This window comes from Enterobacter cloacae complex sp. CDL013 (assembly GCF_049238805.1).
Taxonomy (GTDB): domain Bacteria; phylum Pseudomonadota; class Gammaproteobacteria; order Enterobacterales; family Enterobacteriaceae; genus Enterobacter; species Enterobacter hormaechei_C.
Genome location: NZ_JBMKGT010000004.1, coordinates 92,890 through 111,281, shown reverse-complemented (window position 1 = coordinate 111,281; position 18,392 = coordinate 92,890). Strand labels below are relative to the sequence as shown.

Genomic DNA, 18,392 nt, shown 5'->3' with positions numbered 1-18,392 from the left:
CCAGCAGGCTTTGAACGTTACTGCTGGTTTTCGCTCCAGTCATCGCTATCCGAGAGATCGCCTTCGCTCGGAATGCGTTTCTCTTCCGCCGCCCATTCGCCCAGGTCTATAAGCTGACAGCGCTTGCAGCAGAATGGGCGAAATGGACTCACTTCTCCCCAGACGACAGTTTTCCCACAGGTTGGGCAGTTTACGGTGGTTACGTCAGACATCGGCACTCCTTAACAACAGGCCAGTTCAAAATCGAGGCGTTCCGGCACGGTGCCATGTTCACTGTCCAGCGGCATAAAGCGGATCGCGAAACGGCTTTTATGTCCGGAAATTTGCGGGTAAAGCTGCTCGTTAAGAGACAGATTCAGGCGCAGAAGATCGGCGTCGTCGCCGTTATCCTGATAGAAACCGTTGAGACTGGTTTGTTTGCGGAACGGGGCAGAGTTACGCACAAGATCGAGGATCAAGGATAACGTCTGATTCATCGGCTCCAGGCTGCCCAGCCAGCTGTTCACCTGGCGATCGCGCTGTTCCTGCGGCATGTGCAACCACATATGCAGCGTTGGCAGGTCAAAGCTACAGCAACCGCCCGGTATGCTCAGGCGCTGGCGCACCAGCGCAATCAGACGATCCTCTCGTAAAAACTGGCCAACGCGCGGCGCGGCCATCAGCGTCGTGCTGCTGTTTTTCAGCTGCTGGCGTAAAGCGTCAATTCGACTTTGATCCACGCCCGGTACTTCGGCCCAGGCCTGTAATTTACGCTGCTGGCGCTCCAGCTCTTTCAACAGCTCAGTGCGGACGTCACCGCGTTCAATCACATCCAGCAGATCGCCCACGTTGCGGAAAAAATGCAGCGCGGTGGCGTGATCGTTGACAGGCAGATGTTGTGAAAGCTGTTGAATAAGAAATTCTATGCGTAGCCAGGTACGCATTTTTTCGTTAAGCGGGTGCTCAAAAAGGATATGAGTCGACATTATGGTTTTTCCTGTGCAACGGCCTGCGCGGCGAAGGTCAGATACTGCGCGTGCAGACGAGCAACATCCGATGCAATGGCATCTGGTGCGCCGTTATTATCAATAACATCATCCGCAACGGCGAGGCGCGCTTCGCGCGTGGCCTGTGCGGCAAGAATTTGTTCAGCATGTTCGCGTGAAACATGGTCACGCGCCATGGTTCTCTGGATTTGCGTTTCGCGGGAAACGTCAATCACCAGCGTTCTGTCTGCTTTATTCTGAAGCTGATTTTCCACTAGTAACGGGACGACCCACAACACATAGGGCGAACGGGCTGCGGCAATTTGACGCTGAGTTTCCTGGTGGATAATGGGGTGGAGCAGGGCATTAAGCCAGGCTTTTTCCGCTGGATCGGAAAATATGTACTCACGCAGCTGCCGACGATTCAGGGTGCCGTCAGCCTGTATCACACGGCGACCAAAATGCGCTTCGATGGCGTTTAAGGCGGGTGTATTGGGTTCTACCACATGACGGGCAATGATATCGGCGTCGATAATCGTGATGCCGAGACGAGCAAACGCGTGCGCAACGGTGCTTTTACCACTACCGATGCCGCCGGTTAATGCGACGATATACCCCATTAAATCAGATCCTGGGAATTATTCAGTTTTAAAATCAGTTGCTTAAAATTCAAACTTACAACAGCCAATGTTTAGCTCTCTTTACCCGCTTTTTACCAGGTAAATTTATAGGATTGTAGCGTAAAAAAAGAGAATTTCGCAGTCTTGCGGAGCAGGTATTAGTGCGTATGATAGCGTCACTGGAGTTGTGCTTTTAATATATTTGCCTCTAACCCCAGGAATCCGCACATGCGTATCGAAGAAGATCTGAAGTTAGGTTTCAAAGACGTTCTTATCCGCCCTAAACGCTCTACACTGAAAAGTCGCTCAGACGTTGAACTCGAACGTCAATTCACCTTTAAGCATTCCGGTCAGACGTGGTCTGGCGTGCCGATTATCGCGGCCAACATGGACACCGTCGGGACCTTCGAGATGGCGACCGCACTGGCGCAATTCGACATCCTTACTGCGGTACACAAACACTACAGCGCTGAAGAGTGGGATGCGTTTGTCGCCTCCGCCTCGGCTGACGTGGTGAAGCATGTGATGGTCTCGACCGGTACGTCTGATGCAGATTTCGAGAAAACCAAACAGATCCTGAACGCCAATCCGGCGCTGAATTTTGTCTGCATTGACGTGGCAAATGGTTATTCCGAACATTTCGTCCAGTTCGTCAGCAAGGCGCGTGAAGCCTGGCCAACCAAAACCATCATCGCGGGCAACGTGGTGACCGGTGAAATGTGTGAAGAGCTGATCCTCTCCGGAGCCGACATTGTGAAAGTGGGCATTGGCCCGGGCTCCGTTTGCACCACGCGCGTGAAAACCGGTGTGGGTTATCCGCAGCTGTCTGCGGTAATTGAATGCGCTGACGCTGCGCACGGTCTGGGCGGCCAGATCATCAGCGACGGTGGCTGCACCATGCCAGGCGATGTCGCGAAAGCCTTCGGCGGCGGCGCGGATTTCGTGATGCTCGGCGGCATGCTGGCAGGCCACGAAGAGAGCGGCGGTACCGTGGTGGAAGAGAACGGCGAGAAATTCATGCTATTCTACGGAATGAGCTCTGAATCCGCGATGACCCGTCACGTGGGTGGTGTCGCGAAATACCGTGCGGCGGAAGGCAAAACCGTTAAGCTACCACTGCGTGGTCCGGTCGAAAACACGGCGCGCGATATCCTCGGCGGACTGCGTTCTGCCTGCACCTACGTTGGGGCTTCCCGCCTGAAAGAGCTGACTAAACGCACGACGTTTATCCGCGTTCAGGAGCAGGAAAACCGCGTTTTCAATAGCCTCTGACGGCTACGGCTGGCGCGCGTCCGTGCGCCAGCGTTACCCCGCGCTCATTGCATCCCCCAGATGGAAAATCTGCAGATACATTGCCACCACCAGCGTGCCAATAATCAGACCTGTCACGACCAGTAGCAAAGGCTCAAGAAGCGCCGCCAGATTGTCTGCCTGCTGAAATGTCTGTTCCGTATGATGGCGGGCCAGATTCATCAGCATGACATCCAGTGAACCCGACACTTCTCCGGTGCGAATGAGCTGAATACACAGTGGCGTAAAAACAGAGGCCTTCTGGAAGGAGGACCACACGGGCATCCCCTGTTCGATATCGCTGCGTATCTCACGGAGTTTCTCCTGCCAGTAGCCACACTCAACGGTCTCCTCCACACTCTCCAGTCCTTGTAAAAAGGCAATTCCGGCCTGCTGGGTTAATGACAGCACGGTAAAAATTTGCCCCAGTTTTTGCCCGCGCGTCAGCGTGCCCATCACCGGTACATGTAACAAGACATACTGCCAGCGCGGATGCCGCCGCAGCTTACAGGCGATGACAACCATTGCCACGAGCAGGGCCAAAAGGGTGAGGATATGCGCCTGAACCAAGGCCGCCAGCCCCATGACTGCCTGCGTGAGCAAAGGGAGCGGGGTGTTGAACGTTTTGTAGATTGCAGCAAACTCAGGCAAAACCAGCGTGACCATCGCCAGCACCACGAAAACGGCCAGCGTCAGGATGATCAGCGGATAGCGCAGCGCTTTCTTCACCTTTGCACTGAGCTGCTGCTGGGATTTTTGTTGCTGCGCAAGCTGACGGCAGCAGGCTTCGAGCTTACCCGTCAGTTCACCCGTCTTCACCATCGAGACATAAAGGGGGCTAAACACCTCTGGCCATTTCTTCATGGCCTCTGACAGAGCGAAACCTTCGCTCAGGTCATCAGCAAGACTGTGCAGCAGCGCCTGCCAGTGCTGCAAAGGATGCTGTTCCGCCAGCATGTGCAGGCTTTGGGACAGCGTGAGTCCGGCCTGTAGCAGCGTGGCGAGCTGGCGAAAAATATCGTAGCAGTGCTGCACCTGCCATCGGTGGCGCTGCTGGCAGCGTTTTAGCGCCAGCGGGTGCAGCTGTTTAAGCACCAGAGCCGTGTAAGCTGCGTTACGGTCGATGGCCCAGAGGGTGCCGGTTTGCACCTCCCCCTCGGTGGTCAGGGCACGCCAGCGCCAGAGCGAATTAGCAGCCATCGGGCATTCCCAGGACGCGCAACAACTCTTCGAGCGTAGTCAGCCCTTGCTCTACGGCCATGCAGCCATGCTCAAACAAAGAGGTCATTCCCGCCTGACGAGCGCTGGACCCAATCACCTCCGTGCTTGCTCCGCTGGCGATGGCCTGCCGCAGCGTGTCGTCGATGACGAGCACTTCAAAAATGGCTACGCGACCATAAAAACCGTGGTAGCAGCGATCGCAGCTGGTGGGTTGCCAGCGAGGAAGCGGTCGGGGCCACAGCGTGCGGGGTAATTCGGTGTGGCGGCTGGCTTCCTGTCGGCAGTACGGGCATAAACGGCGCACCAGCCGCTGGGCAATCACCATCGAGAGCGCCGAAGAGATCATCCAGCGCGCGACGCCCATCTGTTGCAGCCGTACCAGCGTTTCAGTCGTCGAATTAGTATGGAGGGTGGACAGCACCAGATGCCCGGTTTGTGCCGCCTTAATGGCAATTTCTGCCGTTTCGCCGTCACGAATTTCACCTACAATAATGATGTCAGGATCCTGCCTGAGCAGGGCGCGCAGCACGCTCTGGAAGGTCAGCCCCGCACGCGGATTAATCTGCGTCTGGTTTAAGCCTGCAAGCGGGATTTCAACGGGATCTTCCACGCTGCAAATATTAACGTCAGGGGTATTTCGCGCCTGTAACGCGCTGTACAGCGTCACCGTTTTCCCGCTACCGGTCGGGCCGGTGACCAGAATCAACCCCTGAGGGCTGTTAAGCGCCCCGGCAAAACGGGCCTGCTGGTCTGCGCTCATCCCCAGCTGTTCAAGCTCCAGAGCCTGCTGTACCTGGTGAAGCAGACGAAGCACGATTTTTTCTCCACCGCTACAGGGAAGGGTTGCGATACGAAAAGAGACGGGGACGCTTGCCAGCTCCACCGTAAACTGACCGTCCTGCGGCAGGCGGCGCTCCGCAATATCCAGTTGACCCAGCACCTTCAGGCGTGCGGCAAGCGTCGTCCCGAGGGCGGCAGAGATCGACGGTTGCGGGTAGAGAACACCGTCGATTCGCAAACGGATCTGGTAACCGTGCTCCGTCGGTTCAATATGGATGTCAGAAGCCCGCTGGTTTACTGCCTGCTGCAAGGTTGTACTGAGCACGTCAGCGGCTGAGTTTGGCGCGATGCCCGGCAGGTGTGATGATGAGAGGGACTGAAGCCGTTTTTCCATCCGTTCAGCCGTCCAGCACTCAATATCAATACGTTTCTGCGTGGCGAAGCGTAACGCTTCCATCAGCTCAGAGGCAGGATTACCCACCACCGCAATGCTGATCATCTCGGTGTCGCTTGCGAGTAGCAGTGCGTGATGGCGCTGACAGAGCGTCATAAGCTGCTCGGTATTCATTGTCCACTCCTGTCAGTTGTTGTCGAAGCGGAAAACATCTTCACAGGCTTGTCTGAGCGCCGTGTCGGACGCAATTTTGCAGTCACGCGTCCAGCCCGTCATACCGTTACCGTCGCTCCAGATCGGTGTCATGAGCACTTCAAGTCCGTTAAGGCTTTCCTGCCCTGTTAACGATACGATCCCCTTCGCCACGCTCATCGCTGAAACGTAACGTGTGGTTGTCGGGGAGGGGATGCCATTGGTGCCTGCGTCGCAGCGATCCACACCACCACGATCCAGGGCGCAAAGCTCAATGGCGGTGCGGTAGGGGATGAACGTTTGCAGCATATCGGTGAGCGCCGCTTTTCGCAGGTAGTTCTGATAGGCCGGGACGCCAATCGCGCTCAGGATGGCAATAATGCCAATGACCACCATTAGCTCAATCAGGGTAAAACCTTGTTGTCTGTTCATGTCTGCTCCTTATGTTAAGTGGCGCTACTGTGGCAGTGACTGCGCGCAGAAACGAGGGGCAAAAGCGTGAACGTGAAGGGGCTTTCAGGGAAATGATTCAGTGTTGCAGAGAAGGACAGCGTAATTGCGAGCGGTTTCGTATTTCCCCTCTCCGGGCGGAGAGGGGGGATAATTTATTTGAAGCGCATCGAGAGGTCGAGGGCGCGGACGTGCTTGGTCAGGGCGCCTACGGAGATGTAATCGACGCCGGTTTCAGCAAATTCGCGGATGGTGTCGAACGTCACGTTGCCGGACACCTCAAGCTGCGCCTGGCCGTTTGTGCGTTTGACCGCTTCACGCATCTGCTCCGTGTCGAAGTTATCGAGCATGATGATGTCAGCCCCCGCTTTAATGGCCTCGTCCAGCTCCTCCAGCGTTTCCACTTCCACTTCGACGGGCACATCCGGATGCAGCCAGAAGGCTTTTTCCACGGCCTGACGCACCGAGCCAGAGGCAATAATGTGGTTCTCTTTGATCAGGAAGGCATCGGATAGCCCCAGACGATGGTTGGCGCCGCCACCGCAGAGTACCGCGTATTTCAGCGCGGTGCGCAGGCCCGGCAGGGTTTTACGGGTATCCAGCAGCTGCGTGCGGGTGCCTGCCAGCAGGTCAACGTAGCGGCGTACTTCACTGGCAACGCCAGAGAGCGTTTGCACAAAATTGAGCGCGGTGCGTTCACCAGTCAGCAAGACGCGGGACGGGCCGTCCAGTTCGAACAGTGGCTGATTCGCCGTGACCGCATCGCCGTCCTCAACGTGCCATGTTACCTGCACCTCGTCGCCCGCCAGCTGGGTAAAGACCTCCTCAACCCAGCGTTTGCCGCAGAAAACCCCTGCTTCACGGGTGATAATCACCGCATGCGAGCGTGTCTCTTTTGGCAACAATTGGGCGGTAATATCGTTATCGGCGCTGACGTCACCGCCGAGGTCTTCTCTCAGGGCATGGGCAACGCTTGCCGGGATATCACTATTAATACGTTCCAGAAGCGCGTCACGTCGGTGGTCGGGGTTATAGCGGCGAGGCGGCATGATAAAACTCCAAATTGGTAACGAATCATAATATTGAAACATGCTACTCTGAACCGAGTAACAGCACCATAGATAAGAAGTTCCAGCATGTTGTTAGAAAACGGATGGCTGGTGGACGCGCGGCATGTACCGTCGCCGCACCACGACTGCCGCCCGGAGGATGAAAAGCCCACACTGCTGGTGGTTCACAATATTAGTCTCCCGCCGGGTGAGTTTGGCGGTCCGTGGATCGATGCGTTATTCACTGGAACGATAGATCCCGATGCCCACCCCTTCTTTGCTGAGATTGCGCATCTGCGCGTATCGGCGCACTGTCTGATCCGTCGTGATGGCGAAGTGGTTCAGTATGTTCCTTTTGATAAGCGTGCCTGGCATGCCGGCGTGTCGAAGTATCAGGGGCGCGAGCGGTGCAATGATTTCTCCATTGGAATTGAACTGGAAGGAACGGACACCACGCCTTACACCGATGCGCAATATGAGAAACTGGTTGCTGTAACGCAAACGTTAATCGGGCGCTATCCCGCCATTGCAGACAATATTACAGGGCACAGCGACATCGCCCCCGAAAGAAAAACCGACCCCGGCCCGGCGTTTGACTGGTCCCGGTTTCACGCCATGCTTACCACGTCGTCAGATAAGGAGATAACATGACGTTGTTTACCATGCTGCTGGTTATGATCGCTGAACGCCTGTTTAAGCTCGGCGAGCACTGGCATCTGGATCATCGGCTGGAGGTGTTATTCCGCCGCATCAGGCATTTTTCCATGCTGCGCACGCTGCTGATGGCGGCAGGCGTGATGGCCATTACGTTCCTGTTGCTGCGCTCGCTTTACGGCCTCTTTTTCAACGTGCCGCTGCTGGTGGTGTGGATCCTGCTCGGTGTGTTGTGTATTGGCGCGGGCAAGGTGCGTTTGCACTATCACGCGTATCTGAAAGCCGCTTCCCGGGATGATGCCCACGCGCGCGGCGCGATGGCGAGCGAGTTGACGATGATCCACGGCGTACCGCCGGACTGCGATGAACGCGAGTTTCTGCGGGAGCTGCAAAACGCGCTGCTGTGGATTAACTTCCGTTACTACCTGGCGCCGCTGTTCTGGTTCGTGGTGGGCGGACCCTGGGGGCCGGTACTGCTGATGGGTTACGCGTTCCTGCGCGCCTGGCAGACCTGGCTTGCCCGCTATCTTACGCCGCATGAACGTCTACAGTCCGGCATTGATGCCATCCTGCACGTGCTCGACTGGCTTCCGGTGCGTCTGGTAGGCGTGGTCTATGCCCTCATCGGTCACGGTGAAAAGGCGCTGCCCGCGTGGTTTGTCTCCCTTGCTGACCGTCATACCTCGCAGTATCAGGTTTTAACCCGACTGGCACAGTTCTCGCTGGCGCGTGAGCCGCACACGGACAAAGTCGCAACGCCAAAGGCTGCCGTCTCGATGGCGAAGAAAACGTCGTTTGTGGTGGTGGTGATTGTGGCGCTGCTGACGATTTACGGCACGCTGGTTTAAGCCAGCGCGCCGAAGCCGTTACGGTGTATCTGCGGGCGGGATGCCGAATTCAGGCATCCCGTTTTCGTTCCAGCGGATGAGTTTCAGGCGAGTATGGCGATTGGGATCGTAAAGCGGATCGCCTTCAATTTCAGTGTAGTTTCGCGCGTGGTAGACCAGCACATCTTCGCCCTCCGGCGTCTGCGTAAAGCTGTTATGGCCTGGCCCATACTGACGGTTTTCGTAGCTGGTGACGAACACCGGGCGCGGGGATTTATGCCAGTTAGCCGGGTTTTGCGGATCGGCATTCAGGTCTGCCCACAGTAATCCCATGCAGTAGTTCTCGTCGGTGGCGCTGGCGGAATAGCTGATAAACAGCTTATCGCCATGGAACAGCACCGCCGGGCCTTCATTGACCCAGAACCCGCGGCACTCCCAGTCATATTCCGGTTTACTGAGCATCACCGGCTCGCCTTTCAGCGTCCACGGATTTTCCATTTCACACAGGTAAAGATTCGAGTTACCGGAAATATCCGGGGCTTTTTGCGCCCACAAATACCAGCGTTTACCCTGATGAACAAAGGTGGTGGCATCCAGCGCGAAGGTGTCAAACGGGGTTTTGATTTGCCCTTTTTCCACCCACGTACCGGTGAGCGGATCGCGATCTGCGCATTCAATGGCAAACATGCGATGCTGGAACATCCCGAGCTGATCGAGCGCCTGGGTATGCGTGGCGGCAAAATAGATGTACCAACTGCCGTCGATATGATGCAGTTCCGGTGCCCAGATCAGCTGGCTCATCGGGCCGGTGTCGGGCTTGCGCCAGACAACCACCTCTTCGGCATCGCGTAAACCTTCCAGCGAGTCCGCGCGGCGGATCGCCAGCCGATCGTACTCCGGTACGGAGGCGATAAAGTAATATTGCCCATCGTGACGCAGGATATACGGGTCGGCGCGTTGTTCAATAAACGGGTTTGGCCAGGTTTGCATTCGGCTTTCCTTATTTAGTCTCAGCGGCTTTGAGTTCCTGATAATCGTTCAGCTCGCGATAGTTGGTGCGACGCTTTTCCAGATCGGACTGGATCTGCTTCATGGTCTCACGGTCCACTTTCAGCAGACGTACTACGCCCGCGGTAATTAAGTATCCAATGCCAGGAATGACGGTAAAGAGCAGCACGATCCCGTTGATGGCATCCGCGCTCTGCGCTTTTGCGCCCGCATCGTAGCCGTACCAGGAGAGCAGGAAACCGACCATTGCCCCGGCAATCGCCAGACCCAGTTTCAGGAAGAAGATGTTGCCGGAGAAGCTGATCCCGGTGATACGTTTCCCGGTTTTCCATTCACCGTAGTCGTCCACGTCGGCCATCAGGGACCAGTGCAGCGGGGATGGGATCTGGTGCAGGATGTTCAGCAGGACGTAAAGCACAACAATGGTTGTCGTCGCTTTCGGGTCGAAGAAGTAGAAGGCGCAGGAGAAAATCGCCAGCGCGATGTTGGTCCAGAAGAAGACCTTCAGCTTGCACCAGCGGTCGGTCAGCACTTTCGCCAGCATACTGCCGAACATCATGCCGATCACGCCCAGGCTGATAAACAGCGTGGCGAAATGGGTGCTTTGCCCCATGACCCAGGTAACGTAATACATGGTGGCCGCCATGCGGATAAAGCCAGGGCAGACGTTGCACAGGGTTAACAGCAGGATCCGCACCCACTGGTCGTTCTTCCACACGTCTTTCAGGTCGTTTTTAAGTTCGTCATGGGTTTGCACCGCCGGACGCACGCGCTCGCGCACCGTGGCGAAGCAGAACAGGAACATGCAGGTACCAATCAGCGCCAGCACGGTCATCGCCATCTGGTAGCCTTTGGCTTTGTTATCCCCACCGAACCAGTCGGCCATTGGCAGGAGCGTTAGCGACAGCAGCAGCGTGGCGATACCAACCATAACAAAACGGTAGGACTGGCAGGCAACGCGCTCTTTCGGGTCGTTGGTGATCACGCCGCCGAGCGAGCAGTACGGAATGTTGATGGCGGTATAGGTCAGCGACAGCAGGAAGTAGGTGACAAAGGCATAGATAACTTTGCTGTTATAGCTCCACTCTGGCGTGGTGAACATCAGAATGCTGAACAGCGCATAGGGGAAGGCAATCCACAGCAGCCATGGACGAAACCGGCCATATTTGCTGCGGGTACGGTCAGCAATCGCGCCCATGATCGGGTCCGTTACGGCATCAATGACGCGCACGGACAGGAGTAAAACGCCAACCAGTGCAGGAGCCAGACCAAAAATATCCGTATAAAAATAGTTAACAAATAACATGATGGCGCCAAAGATAATGTTGCATCCGGCGTCACCCATGCCATAGCCGATCTTTTCTTTTACTGACAGTTTGTTGTTATTCATCGACAGCTCTCCGGGTTTCGGTATGGAGAGAATTATTTGCTGGCAAACGAATATATGCGTTGCAATATAAAGGCGGTGATATGGAGGATTTTGCTGTTGGCGCGAATTTGTGAGGAAGGTAACAAGACGCTGTACCCGCAACCGCGAGTACAGCGAGAAAACATTTAGTGCGCTTTCACCGTTTTGGCATTTTTCTGTTTCACCATATAACCCACGCCGAGGATCGCAATCCAGACCGGGATCAGGTAGACGGAAATCGCCATGCCTGGGGTGATGAGCATGATGACCAGTACAGCTGCCATGAACAGCAGGCAAACCCAGTTCCCCAGCGGATAGAGCAGGGCAGGGAAGCGCGTGGTTACGCCCTGCTGCTGCTTGGCGCGGCGGAACTTGATGTGCGCGAGGCTAATCATTGCCCAGTTAATCACCAGGGCGGAAACCACCAGCGCCATCAGCAGACCGAAGGCTGATTCCGGGGCCAGGTAGTTAATCAGCACGCACAGCGCCGTCACGACCGCCGACACGATGATGGTATTAACCGGTACGCCACGCTTATCAACGGTGAGCAGCGCTTTCGGTGCGTTGCCCTGTTGCGCCAGGCCGAACAGCATACGGCTGTTGCAGTAAACGCAGCTGTTATAAACGGAGAGCGCAGCGGTCAGCACCACGACGTTGAGCGCGTTCGCCACGAAGGTATCGCCCAGCTCGTGGAAGATGAGCACAAACGGGCTGGTATCCGCCGTGACGCGCGTCCATGGCAGCAGCGAGAGCAGCACCGCCAGTGAGCCCACATAGAAGATCAGGATGCGGTAGATAACCTGATTTGTGGCTTTCGGGATGCTCTGTTCCGGGTTGTCGGCTTCCGCGGCGGTGATGCCCACCAGCTCCAGACCGCCGAAGGAGAACATAATGATCGCCATCATCATCACCAGGCCGGTCATGCCGTGAGGCAAGAACCCGCCTTGCTCCCAAAGGTTGCGCACGGTGGCCTGCGGGCCGCCGTTGCCGCTGAACAGCAGCCAGCCGCCGAAGATGATCATCGCTACAACGGCAATCACTTTGATGATGGCAAACCAGAACTCCATCTCACCGAACACTTTTACGTTGGTGAGGTTAATGGCGTTAATCAGGACGAAGAAGGCCGCCGCAGACGCCCAGGTAGGGATCTCCGGGTACCAGAACTGAATGTATTTCCCGACGGCGGTCAGCTCGGCCATGGCAACCAGAACGTACAGAACCCAGTAGTTCCAGCCCGAGGCGAAACCTGCGAAGCTGCCCCAGTATTTATAGGCGAAGTGGCTGAATGAGCCTGCGACCGGCTCCTCAACAACCATTTCCCCTAACTGACGCATAATCAGAAATGCAATGAAACCCGCTATCGCGTACCCCAAAATAATGCCCGGACCGGCCGACTGGATAACCGATGCACTGCCCAGAAACAGGCCAGTACCAATAGCACCGCCCAGGGCGATGAGCTGTATATGGCGGTTTTTAAGGCCGCGCTTTAGCTGATCGCCATGCTGTTGAGCTTCCATTTGAAACCTCGTGTGTGGTTGTTATGTTCACGCTGTGCGTGTGTAATTATGAAAGTCCATATTCTGTATTTATTTCTTTACGGTTAACGATACCGAAAAAAGCGGAGATGGCTTCCGTTAGCGCCAGAATAGTGGTAAGCGCCAGCGAATGCACCTGCTTTATGAAGGGGCGATGACGACTTGAATAAAAAGAAACCAATTGTAAATCGGTACGTTAACCCCTCATACCCCAACCTATAGAATAGAAATTCATCATAAGAGGGCGAATTTTCATTTTTTGCCTTGTTGAATCGCTTCAGATTGCAAAAACCCTCGTTTCATTATGGTTAAAACTGCCTCTTTGGTAGTAACCATTTCATTTGTGCAAAGTTACATTCCTGAAACGTTAGTTCTGTAAGGTTGTTAAAATGTGCCGGGTTTACTGATTTCAATCAAAACCAATATGGACAGAAGGTGAATACTTTGTTACTTTAGCGATACGAACATGAAATTGGTAAGACCAATTGACTCCGGGCAAAAAGGCGTAAGACAGGGAATATGGCCTACAGCAAAATTCGCCAACCAAAACTTTCCGATGTGATTGAGCAGCAGCTGGAGTTTTTAATTCTCGAAGGGACACTGCGCCCGGGCGAGAAGCTCCCGCCAGAACGCGAGCTGGCAAAACAGTTCGACGTTTCACGTCCCTCTCTGCGTGAGGCGATTCAACGTCTCGAAGCAAAGGGCCTGTTGCTCCGTCGCCAGGGTGGCGGAACCTTTGTGCAAAACAGCCTGTGGCAGAGCTTCAGCGACCCGCTGGTAGAACTTCTCTCTGACCACCCAGAATCCCAGTTTGATCTGCTTGAGACCCGTCACGCGCTGGAAGGTATCGCGGCCTATTACGCCGCCCTTCGCAGCACTGATGAAGACCGCGTACGTATTCGCGAGCTGCATCAGGCCATTGAACGGGCACAGCAGTCCGGCGATTTAGACGCCGAGTCCAGCGCCGTCGTCCAGTATCAAATTGCCGTCACCGAAGCGGCGCACAACGTGGTGCTCCTCCATCTGCTACGCTGCATGGAGCCGATGCTGGCCCAGAACGTTCGTCAGAATTTTGAATTGTTGTATGCCCGTCGGGAGATGCTCCCGCTGGTAAGCAACCATCGCACCCGAGTATTCGAGGCGATAATGGCCGGGGAACCGGAGCAGGCGCGCGAAGCGTCGCACCGCCATCTGGCTTTCATTGAGGAAATCTTGCTGGACCGCAGCCGTGAACAATCGCGTCGCGAACGTTCATTACGCCGCATACAGCAACGAAAGGATTAAGCGCCAGGTACTTTTAGAGCGCGGCAACTAAACGCAGAACCTGTCTTATTGTGTTTTCTGGCGAAAATACAATGGGACAGGTTCCAGACAAATCAACGTATTAGATAGATAAGGAATACCCCCATGTCAGAACGTCTCCAAAATGACGTGGATCCGATCGAAACTCGCGACTGGCTACAGGCGATCGAATCGGTCATCCGTGAAGAAGGTGTTGAGCGCGCTCAGTATCTGATTGATCAGCTGCTTTCTGAAGCACGCAAAGGCGGCGTGAAAGTGGCTTCAGGTGCAGGGGCTAGCAACTACGTAAACACGATTGCCGTCGAAGACGAACCGGAATACCCGGGCAATCTGGATCTGGAACGCCGTATCCGTTCTGCTATCCGCTGGAACGCCATCATGACCGTTCTGCGCGCATCCAAGAAAGACCTGGAACTGGGTGGCCACATGGCGTCCTTCCAGTCTTCTGCGACCATTTACGAAGTGTGCTTCAACCACTTCTTCCGTGCAGCTAACGAGAAAGACGGCGGCGATCTGGTGTACTTCCAGGGCCACATCTCTCCGGGCATCTATGCACGTGCCTTCCTGGAAGGTCGTCTGACTGAAGAGCAGATGAACAACTTCCGTCAGGAAGTTCACGGTAAGGGTCTGTCTTCTTACCCGCACCCTAAACTGATGCCTGAGTTCTGGCAGTTCCCGACCGTATCTATGGGTCTGGGTCCAATCGGTGCGATCTATCAGGCTAAATTCCTGAAGTACCTGGAACACCGTGGTCTGAAAGACACCTCTGAGCAGACCGTTTACGCCTTCCTGGGCGACGGTGAAATGGATGAGCCAGAATCTAAAGGCGCGATCACCATCGCGACCCGTGAGAAGCTGGACAACCTGTGCTTCATCATCAACTGTAACCTGCAACGTCTGGATGGTCCGGTAACCGGTAACGGCAAGATCATCAACGAACTGGAAGGCATCTTCGCAGGTGCTGGCTGGAACGTGATCAAAGTGATGTGGGGCGGTCGTTGGGATGAACTGCTGCGTAAAGACACCAGCGGTAAACTGATCCAGCTGATGAACGAAACCGTTGACGGCGACTACCAGACCTTCAAATCCAAAGACGGTGCCTACGTTCGTGAGCACTTCTTCGGCAAATATCCTGAAACCGCAGCCCTGGTTGCAGACTGGACTGACGAGCAGATCTGGGCGCTGAACCGCGGTGGTCACGATCCGAAGAAAGTTTACGCTGCACTGAAAAAAGCGCGTGAAACCAAAGGTAAAGCGACTGTGATCCTGGCCCACACCATCAAAGGTTACGGCATGGGTGATACCGCAGAAGGTAAGAACATCGCTCACCAGGTTAAGAAAATGAACATGGACGGCGTGCGTTATATCCGCGACCGTTTCAACGTTCCAGTGACCGATGAGCAGGTAGAAAAACTGTCTTACATCACCTTCCCGGAAGGGTCTGAAGAACACAAGTACCTGCACGAACGTCGTCAGGCGCTGAAAGGCTACCTGCCTGCTCGTCAGCCTAACTTCACCGAGAAGCTGGAACTGCCAGCGCTGGAAGATTTCTCTCAGCTGCTGGAAGAGCAGAACAAAGAGATCTCTACCACTATCGCTTTCGTTCGTGCCCTGAACGTGATGCTGAAGAACAAGTCGATCAAAGATCGTCTGGTTCCAATCATCGCCGACGAAGCGCGTACTTTCGGTATGGAAGGTCTGTTCCGTCAGATCGGTATCTACAGTCCGAACGGCCAGCAGTACACCCCGCAGGACCGTGAGCAGGTTGCATACTACAAAGAAGACGAGAAAGGCCAGATCCTTCAGGAAGGTATCAACGAACTGGGTGCAGGCGCATCCTGGCTGGCTGCTGCGACCTCTTACAGCACCAACAACCTGCCGATGATCCCGTTCTACATCTACTACTCCATGTTCGGGTTCCAGCGTATCGGTGACCTGTGCTGGCAGGCAGGCGATCAGCAGGCTCGCGGCTTCCTGATCGGGGGTACTTCTGGTCGTACGACCCTGAACGGTGAAGGTCTACAGCACGAAGATGGTCACAGCCACATTCAGTCACTGACTATCCCTAACTGTATCTCTTACGATCCGTCTTACGCGTACGAAGTGGCAGTCATCATGCATGACGGCTTGCAGCGCATGTACGGTGAAGCGCAAGAGAATATTTACTACTACATCACCACCCTGAACGAAAACTACCACATGCCGGCAATGCCAGCAGGCGCCGAGGAAGGTATCCGTAAAGGTATCTACAAACTCGAAACCATCGAAGGTAGCAAAGGTAAAGTTCAGCTGCTGGGCTCCGGTTCTATCCTGCGTCACGTTCGTGAAGCAGCGCAGATCCTGGCGAAAGACTACGGTGTGGGTTCCGATGTGTACTCTGTTACCTCCTTCACTGAACTGGCGCGTGATGGCCAGGATTGTGAGCGCTGGAACATGCTGCACCCAATGGAAACCCCACGCGTTCCGTACATCGCTCAGGTGATGAACGACGCGCCAGCGGTGGCGTCTACTGACTATATGAAACTGTTCGCTGAGCAGGTTCGTACTTACGTTCCAGCTGATGATTATCGCGTACTGGGTACTGACGGCTTCGGTCGTTCTGACAGCCGCGAAAACCTGCGTCACCACTTCGAAGTTGATGCTTCCTACGTGGTTGTAGCAGCACTGGGCGAACTGGCTAAACGTGGCGAAATCGATAAGAAAGTGGTTGCAGACGCAATTACTAAATTCAACATCGATGCAGATAAAGTTAACCCGCGTCTGGCGTAAGAGGTAAAAGAATAATGGCTATCGAAATCAATGTACCGGACATCGGGGCTGATGAAGTTGAAATCACCGAGATCCTGGTCAAAGTGGGCGACAAAGTTGAAGCTGAACAGTCGCTGATCACCGTAGAAGGCGACAAAGCTTCTATGGAAGTCCCGTCTCCTCAGGCTGGCATCGTTAAAGAGATCAAAGTCTCTGTTGGCGATAAAACCGAGACTGGCAAACTGATCATGATTTTCGATTCCGCCGACGGTGCAGCAGCTGCTGCACCTGCGCAGGAAGAGAAGAAAGAAGCCGCTCCTGCTGCTGCTCCAGCGGCGGCCGCGGCAGCGAAAGAAGTGAACGTGCCTGACATCGGCGGTGACGAAGTTGAAGTCACTGAAATCCTGGTGAAAGTGGGCGATACCGTTGCGGCTGAGCAGTCACTGATCACCGTAGAAGGCGATAAAGCCTCTATGGAAGTACCAGCGCCATTCGCCGGTACCGTTAAAGAGATCAAGATCAACACCGGTGACAAAGTGTCTACGGGTTCCCTGATCATGATTTTCGAAGTGGCGGGCTCTGAAGGCGCTGCGGCTCCAGCGAAAGCGGAAGCTGCTCCGGCTCCGGCTGCTGCACCAGCGGCTGCTGGCGGCGTGAAAGACGTTAACGTACCAGACATCGGCGGTGACGAAGTTGAAGTGACCGAAGTGATGGTGAAAGTGGGCGACAAAGTTGCCGCTGAACAGTCACTGATCACCGTTGAAGGCGACAAAGCTTCCATGGAAGTGCCTGCGCCGTTCGCGGGTACCGTTAAAGAGATCAAAATCAGCACCGGCGACAAAGTCTCTACCGGCTCTCTGATCATGGTCTTCGAAGTGGAAGGCGCTGCACCTGCCGCCGCTCCTGCTGCTGCGGCTGCTCCGGCACCGGCTGCTGCACCGGCTCAGGCTGCTAAACCGGCTGCTGCCCCTGCTGCTAAAGCAGAAAAATCTGAGTTCGCTGAAAACGACGCTTATGTCCACGCGACTCCGCTGATCCGTCGCCTGGCGCGCGAATTCGGCGTGAACCTGGCGAAAGTGAAGGGCACCGGCCGTAAAGGTCGTATCCTGCGCGAAGACGTTCAGGCTTACGTGAAAGACGCGGTGAAACGCGCCGAAGCTGCACCTGCGGCAGCCGCTGGCGGCGGTATCCCGGGTATGCTGCCATGGCCGAAAGTGGACTTCAGCAAGTTCGGCGAAATCGAAGAAGTGGAACTGGGCCGTATCCAGAAAATCTCCGGTGCTAACCTGAGCCGTAACTGGGTGATGATCCCGCACGTTACCCACTTCGATAAGACCGATATCACCGATCTGGAAGCGTTCCGTAAACAGCAGAACGCCGAAGCTGAGAAGCGTAAGCTGGACGTGAAGTTCACCCCAGTGGTCTTCATCATGAAAGCGGTTGCGGCGGCGCTGGAACAGATGCCACGCTTCAACAGCTCCCTGTCCGAAGACGGCCAGAAGCTGACGCTGAAGAAATACATCAACATCGGTGTTGCGGTTGATACGCCAAATGGTCTGGTTGTTCCGGTCTTCAAAGACGTGAACAAGAAGAGCGTCACAGAGCTGTCCCGTGAACTGACCACCATCTCCAAGAAAGCGCGTGATGGTAAGCTGACTGCCGGCGAAATGCAGGGCGGCTGCTTCACCATCTCCAGCATCGGCGGCCTGGGTACCACCCACTTCGCGCCGATTGTGAACGCGCCGGAAGTGGCTATCCTCGGTGTGTCCAAGTCCGCGATGGAGCCGGTGTGGAATGGCAAAGAGTTCGTACCGCGTCTGATGATGCCAATCTCTCTGTCCTTCGACCACCGCGTGATCGACGGGGCTGATGGTGCGCGTTTCATCACCATCATTAACAACATGCTGAGCGACATTCGCCGCCTGGTGATGTAATCGAAAAGCCGGCCA

Annotated in this window: 16 protein-coding genes; 6 read left to right on the top strand and 10 right to left on the bottom strand. The window is 55.3% G+C overall.

Going from position 1 to position 18,392, the window contains the following annotated elements; translation table 11 throughout:
• Positions 1 to 17: 17 nt before the first annotated feature.
• From yacG to coaE, 3 genes are read right to left on the bottom strand one after another with little or no spacing between them, the layout of a single operon-like run.
• Positions 18 to 212, bottom strand: a complete 195-nt coding sequence (gene yacG / locus ACOTXD_RS08875) for a DNA gyrase inhibitor YacG (RefSeq protein WP_003856332.1) — start codon at positions 210 to 212, stop codon at positions 18 to 20.
• A 9-nt stretch (positions 213 to 221) separates the two neighbouring features.
• Complete coding sequence (gene zapD, locus ACOTXD_RS08870) at positions 222 to 965, bottom strand: cell division protein ZapD (protein WP_061856027.1); 744 nt, start codon at positions 963 to 965, stop codon at positions 222 to 224.
• Positions 965 to 1,585: a dephospho-CoA kinase gene (gene coaE / locus ACOTXD_RS08865; RefSeq protein ID WP_045350414.1), complete on the bottom strand. Its 621-nt coding sequence runs from the start codon at positions 1,583 to 1,585 to the stop codon at positions 965 to 967. Before coaE ends, zapD begins: the two co-directional genes overlap by 1 nt.
• Positions 1,586 to 1,813: 228 nt before the next feature.
• Here coaE and ACOTXD_RS08860 point away from each other — a divergent pair, with 228 nt between their 5' ends.
• Positions 1,814 to 2,857, top strand: coding sequence for a GMP reductase (locus tag ACOTXD_RS08860; protein ID WP_017383777.1), 1,044 nt, complete (start codon positions 1,814 to 1,816; stop codon positions 2,855 to 2,857).
• Between the two features lie 33 nt (positions 2,858 to 2,890).
• On the opposite strand, the gene hofC is transcribed toward ACOTXD_RS08860, so the two are convergent.
• From hofC to nadC, 4 genes are all read right to left on the bottom strand, one after another.
• On the bottom strand, positions 2,891 to 4,075 hold the full coding sequence (hofC, locus tag ACOTXD_RS08855) for a protein transport protein HofC (protein WP_126501110.1): 1,185 nt from the start codon (positions 4,073 to 4,075) through the stop codon (positions 2,891 to 2,893).
• A complete protein-coding gene (gspE, locus tag ACOTXD_RS08850) occupies positions 4,065 to 5,444 on the bottom strand; it encodes a type II secretion system protein GspE (protein ID WP_061856029.1) in 1,380 nt (459 codons plus the stop codon). Before gspE ends, hofC begins: the two co-directional genes overlap by 11 nt.
• Positions 5,445 to 5,456: 12 nt before the next feature.
• Positions 5,457 to 5,894, bottom strand: coding sequence for a prepilin peptidase-dependent pilin (gene ppdD / locus ACOTXD_RS08845; RefSeq protein WP_023315399.1), 438 nt, complete (start codon positions 5,892 to 5,894; stop codon positions 5,457 to 5,459).
• Positions 5,895 to 6,067: 173 nt separating this feature from the next.
• Positions 6,068 to 6,961, bottom strand: coding sequence for a carboxylating nicotinate-nucleotide diphosphorylase (nadC, locus tag ACOTXD_RS08840; RefSeq protein WP_048243506.1), 894 nt, complete (start codon positions 6,959 to 6,961; stop codon positions 6,068 to 6,070).
• Between the two features lie 87 nt (positions 6,962 to 7,048).
• On the opposite strand from nadC, the gene ampD reads away from it, so the two are divergent.
• Together ampD and ampE are read left to right on the top strand one after the other, a co-directional pair.
• On the top strand, positions 7,049 to 7,612 hold the full coding sequence (gene ampD / locus ACOTXD_RS08835; protein WP_003856321.1) for a 1,6-anhydro-N-acetylmuramyl-L-alanine amidase AmpD: 564 nt from the start codon (positions 7,049 to 7,051) through the stop codon (positions 7,610 to 7,612).
• On the top strand, positions 7,609 to 8,463 hold the full coding sequence (gene ampE / locus ACOTXD_RS08830; protein WP_003856320.1) for a beta-lactamase regulator AmpE: 855 nt from the start codon (positions 7,609 to 7,611) through the stop codon (positions 8,461 to 8,463). The genes ampD and ampE overlap by 4 nt, the downstream gene beginning before the upstream one ends.
• Before the next feature lie 18 nt (positions 8,464 to 8,481).
• On the opposite strand, the gene ACOTXD_RS08825 is transcribed toward ampE, so the two are convergent.
• The 3 genes from ACOTXD_RS08825 to aroP form a co-directional block, all read right to left on the bottom strand.
• Positions 8,482 to 9,432: a family 43 glycosylhydrolase gene (locus ACOTXD_RS08825; protein WP_045330958.1), complete on the bottom strand. Its 951-nt coding sequence runs from the start codon at positions 9,430 to 9,432 to the stop codon at positions 8,482 to 8,484.
• Positions 9,433 to 9,442: 10 nt separating this feature from the next.
• On the bottom strand, positions 9,443 to 10,840 hold the full coding sequence (locus ACOTXD_RS08820; protein WP_023315402.1) for a glycoside-pentoside-hexuronide (GPH):cation symporter: 1,398 nt from the start codon (positions 10,838 to 10,840) through the stop codon (positions 9,443 to 9,445).
• Positions 10,841 to 11,004: 164 nt separating this feature from the next.
• Positions 11,005 to 12,375, bottom strand: a complete 1,371-nt coding sequence (gene aroP, locus ACOTXD_RS08815; protein ID WP_003856317.1) for an aromatic amino acid transporter AroP — start codon at positions 12,373 to 12,375, stop codon at positions 11,005 to 11,007.
• Positions 12,376 to 12,912: 537 nt separating this feature from the next.
• Between aroP and pdhR the strand changes: the two genes are divergently transcribed.
• The 3 genes from pdhR (at position 12,913) to aceF (ending at position 18,377) form a co-directional block, all read left to right on the top strand.
• Positions 12,913 to 13,677 carry a pyruvate dehydrogenase complex transcriptional repressor PdhR gene (gene pdhR / locus ACOTXD_RS08810; RefSeq protein ID WP_006173806.1) on the top strand — a complete coding sequence of 255 codons (765 nt, stop codon included), beginning with the start codon at positions 12,913 to 12,915 and terminating at the stop codon, positions 13,675 to 13,677.
• Positions 13,678 to 13,800: 123 nt separating this feature from the next.
• A complete protein-coding gene (gene aceE, locus ACOTXD_RS08805) occupies positions 13,801 to 16,464 on the top strand; it encodes a pyruvate dehydrogenase (acetyl-transferring), homodimeric type (RefSeq protein WP_003856315.1) in 2,664 nt (887 codons plus the stop codon).
• A 14-nt stretch (positions 16,465 to 16,478) separates the two neighbouring features.
• Positions 16,479 to 18,377 carry a pyruvate dehydrogenase complex dihydrolipoyllysine-residue acetyltransferase gene (aceF, locus tag ACOTXD_RS08800; protein ID WP_023315404.1) on the top strand — a complete coding sequence of 633 codons (1,899 nt, stop codon included), beginning with the start codon at positions 16,479 to 16,481 and terminating at the stop codon, positions 18,375 to 18,377.
• Positions 18,378 to 18,392 lie beyond the last annotated feature (15 nt).

Bases quoted from the DNA above. Each gene is read 5' to 3' on its own strand.
- ACOTXD_RS08820 (WP_023315402.1), bottom strand. From the start codon at position 10,840: ATGAATAACAACAAACTGTCAGTAAAAGAAAAGATCGGCTATGGCATG.
- gspE (WP_061856029.1), bottom strand. From the start codon at position 5,444: ATGAATACCGAGCAGCTTATGACGCTCTGTCAGCGCCATCACGCACTG.
- ampE (WP_003856320.1), top strand. From the start codon at position 7,609: ATGACGTTGTTTACCATGCTGCTGGTTATGATCGCTGAACGCCTGTTT.
- coaE (WP_045350414.1), bottom strand. From the start codon at position 1,585: ATGGGGTATATCGTCGCATTAACCGGCGGCATCGGTAGTGGTAAAAGC.
- hofC (WP_126501110.1), bottom strand. From the start codon at position 4,075: ATGGCTGCTAATTCGCTCTGGCGCTGGCGTGCCCTGACCACCGAGGGG.
- ACOTXD_RS08860 (WP_017383777.1), top strand. From the start codon at position 1,814: ATGCGTATCGAAGAAGATCTGAAGTTAGGTTTCAAAGACGTTCTTATC.
- pdhR (WP_006173806.1), top strand. From the start codon at position 12,913: ATGGCCTACAGCAAAATTCGCCAACCAAAACTTTCCGATGTGATTGAG.
- ACOTXD_RS08825 (WP_045330958.1), bottom strand. From the start codon at position 9,432: ATGCAAACCTGGCCAAACCCGTTTATTGAACAACGCGCCGACCCGTAT.
- zapD (WP_061856027.1), bottom strand. From the start codon at position 965: ATGTCGACTCATATCCTTTTTGAGCACCCGCTTAACGAAAAAATGCGT.
- aceE (WP_003856315.1), top strand. From the start codon at position 13,801: ATGTCAGAACGTCTCCAAAATGACGTGGATCCGATCGAAACTCGCGAC.
- aceF (WP_023315404.1), top strand. From the start codon at position 16,479: ATGGCTATCGAAATCAATGTACCGGACATCGGGGCTGATGAAGTTGAA.
- ppdD (WP_023315399.1), bottom strand. From the start codon at position 5,894: ATGAACAGACAACAAGGTTTTACCCTGATTGAGCTAATGGTGGTCATT.
- aroP (WP_003856317.1), bottom strand. From the start codon at position 12,375: ATGGAAGCTCAACAGCATGGCGATCAGCTAAAGCGCGGCCTTAAAAAC.
- nadC (WP_048243506.1), bottom strand. From the start codon at position 6,961: ATGCCGCCTCGCCGCTATAACCCCGACCACCGACGTGACGCGCTTCTG.
- ampD (WP_003856321.1), top strand. From the start codon at position 7,049: ATGTTGTTAGAAAACGGATGGCTGGTGGACGCGCGGCATGTACCGTCG.
- yacG (WP_003856332.1), bottom strand. From the start codon at position 212: ATGTCTGACGTAACCACCGTAAACTGCCCAACCTGTGGGAAAACTGTC.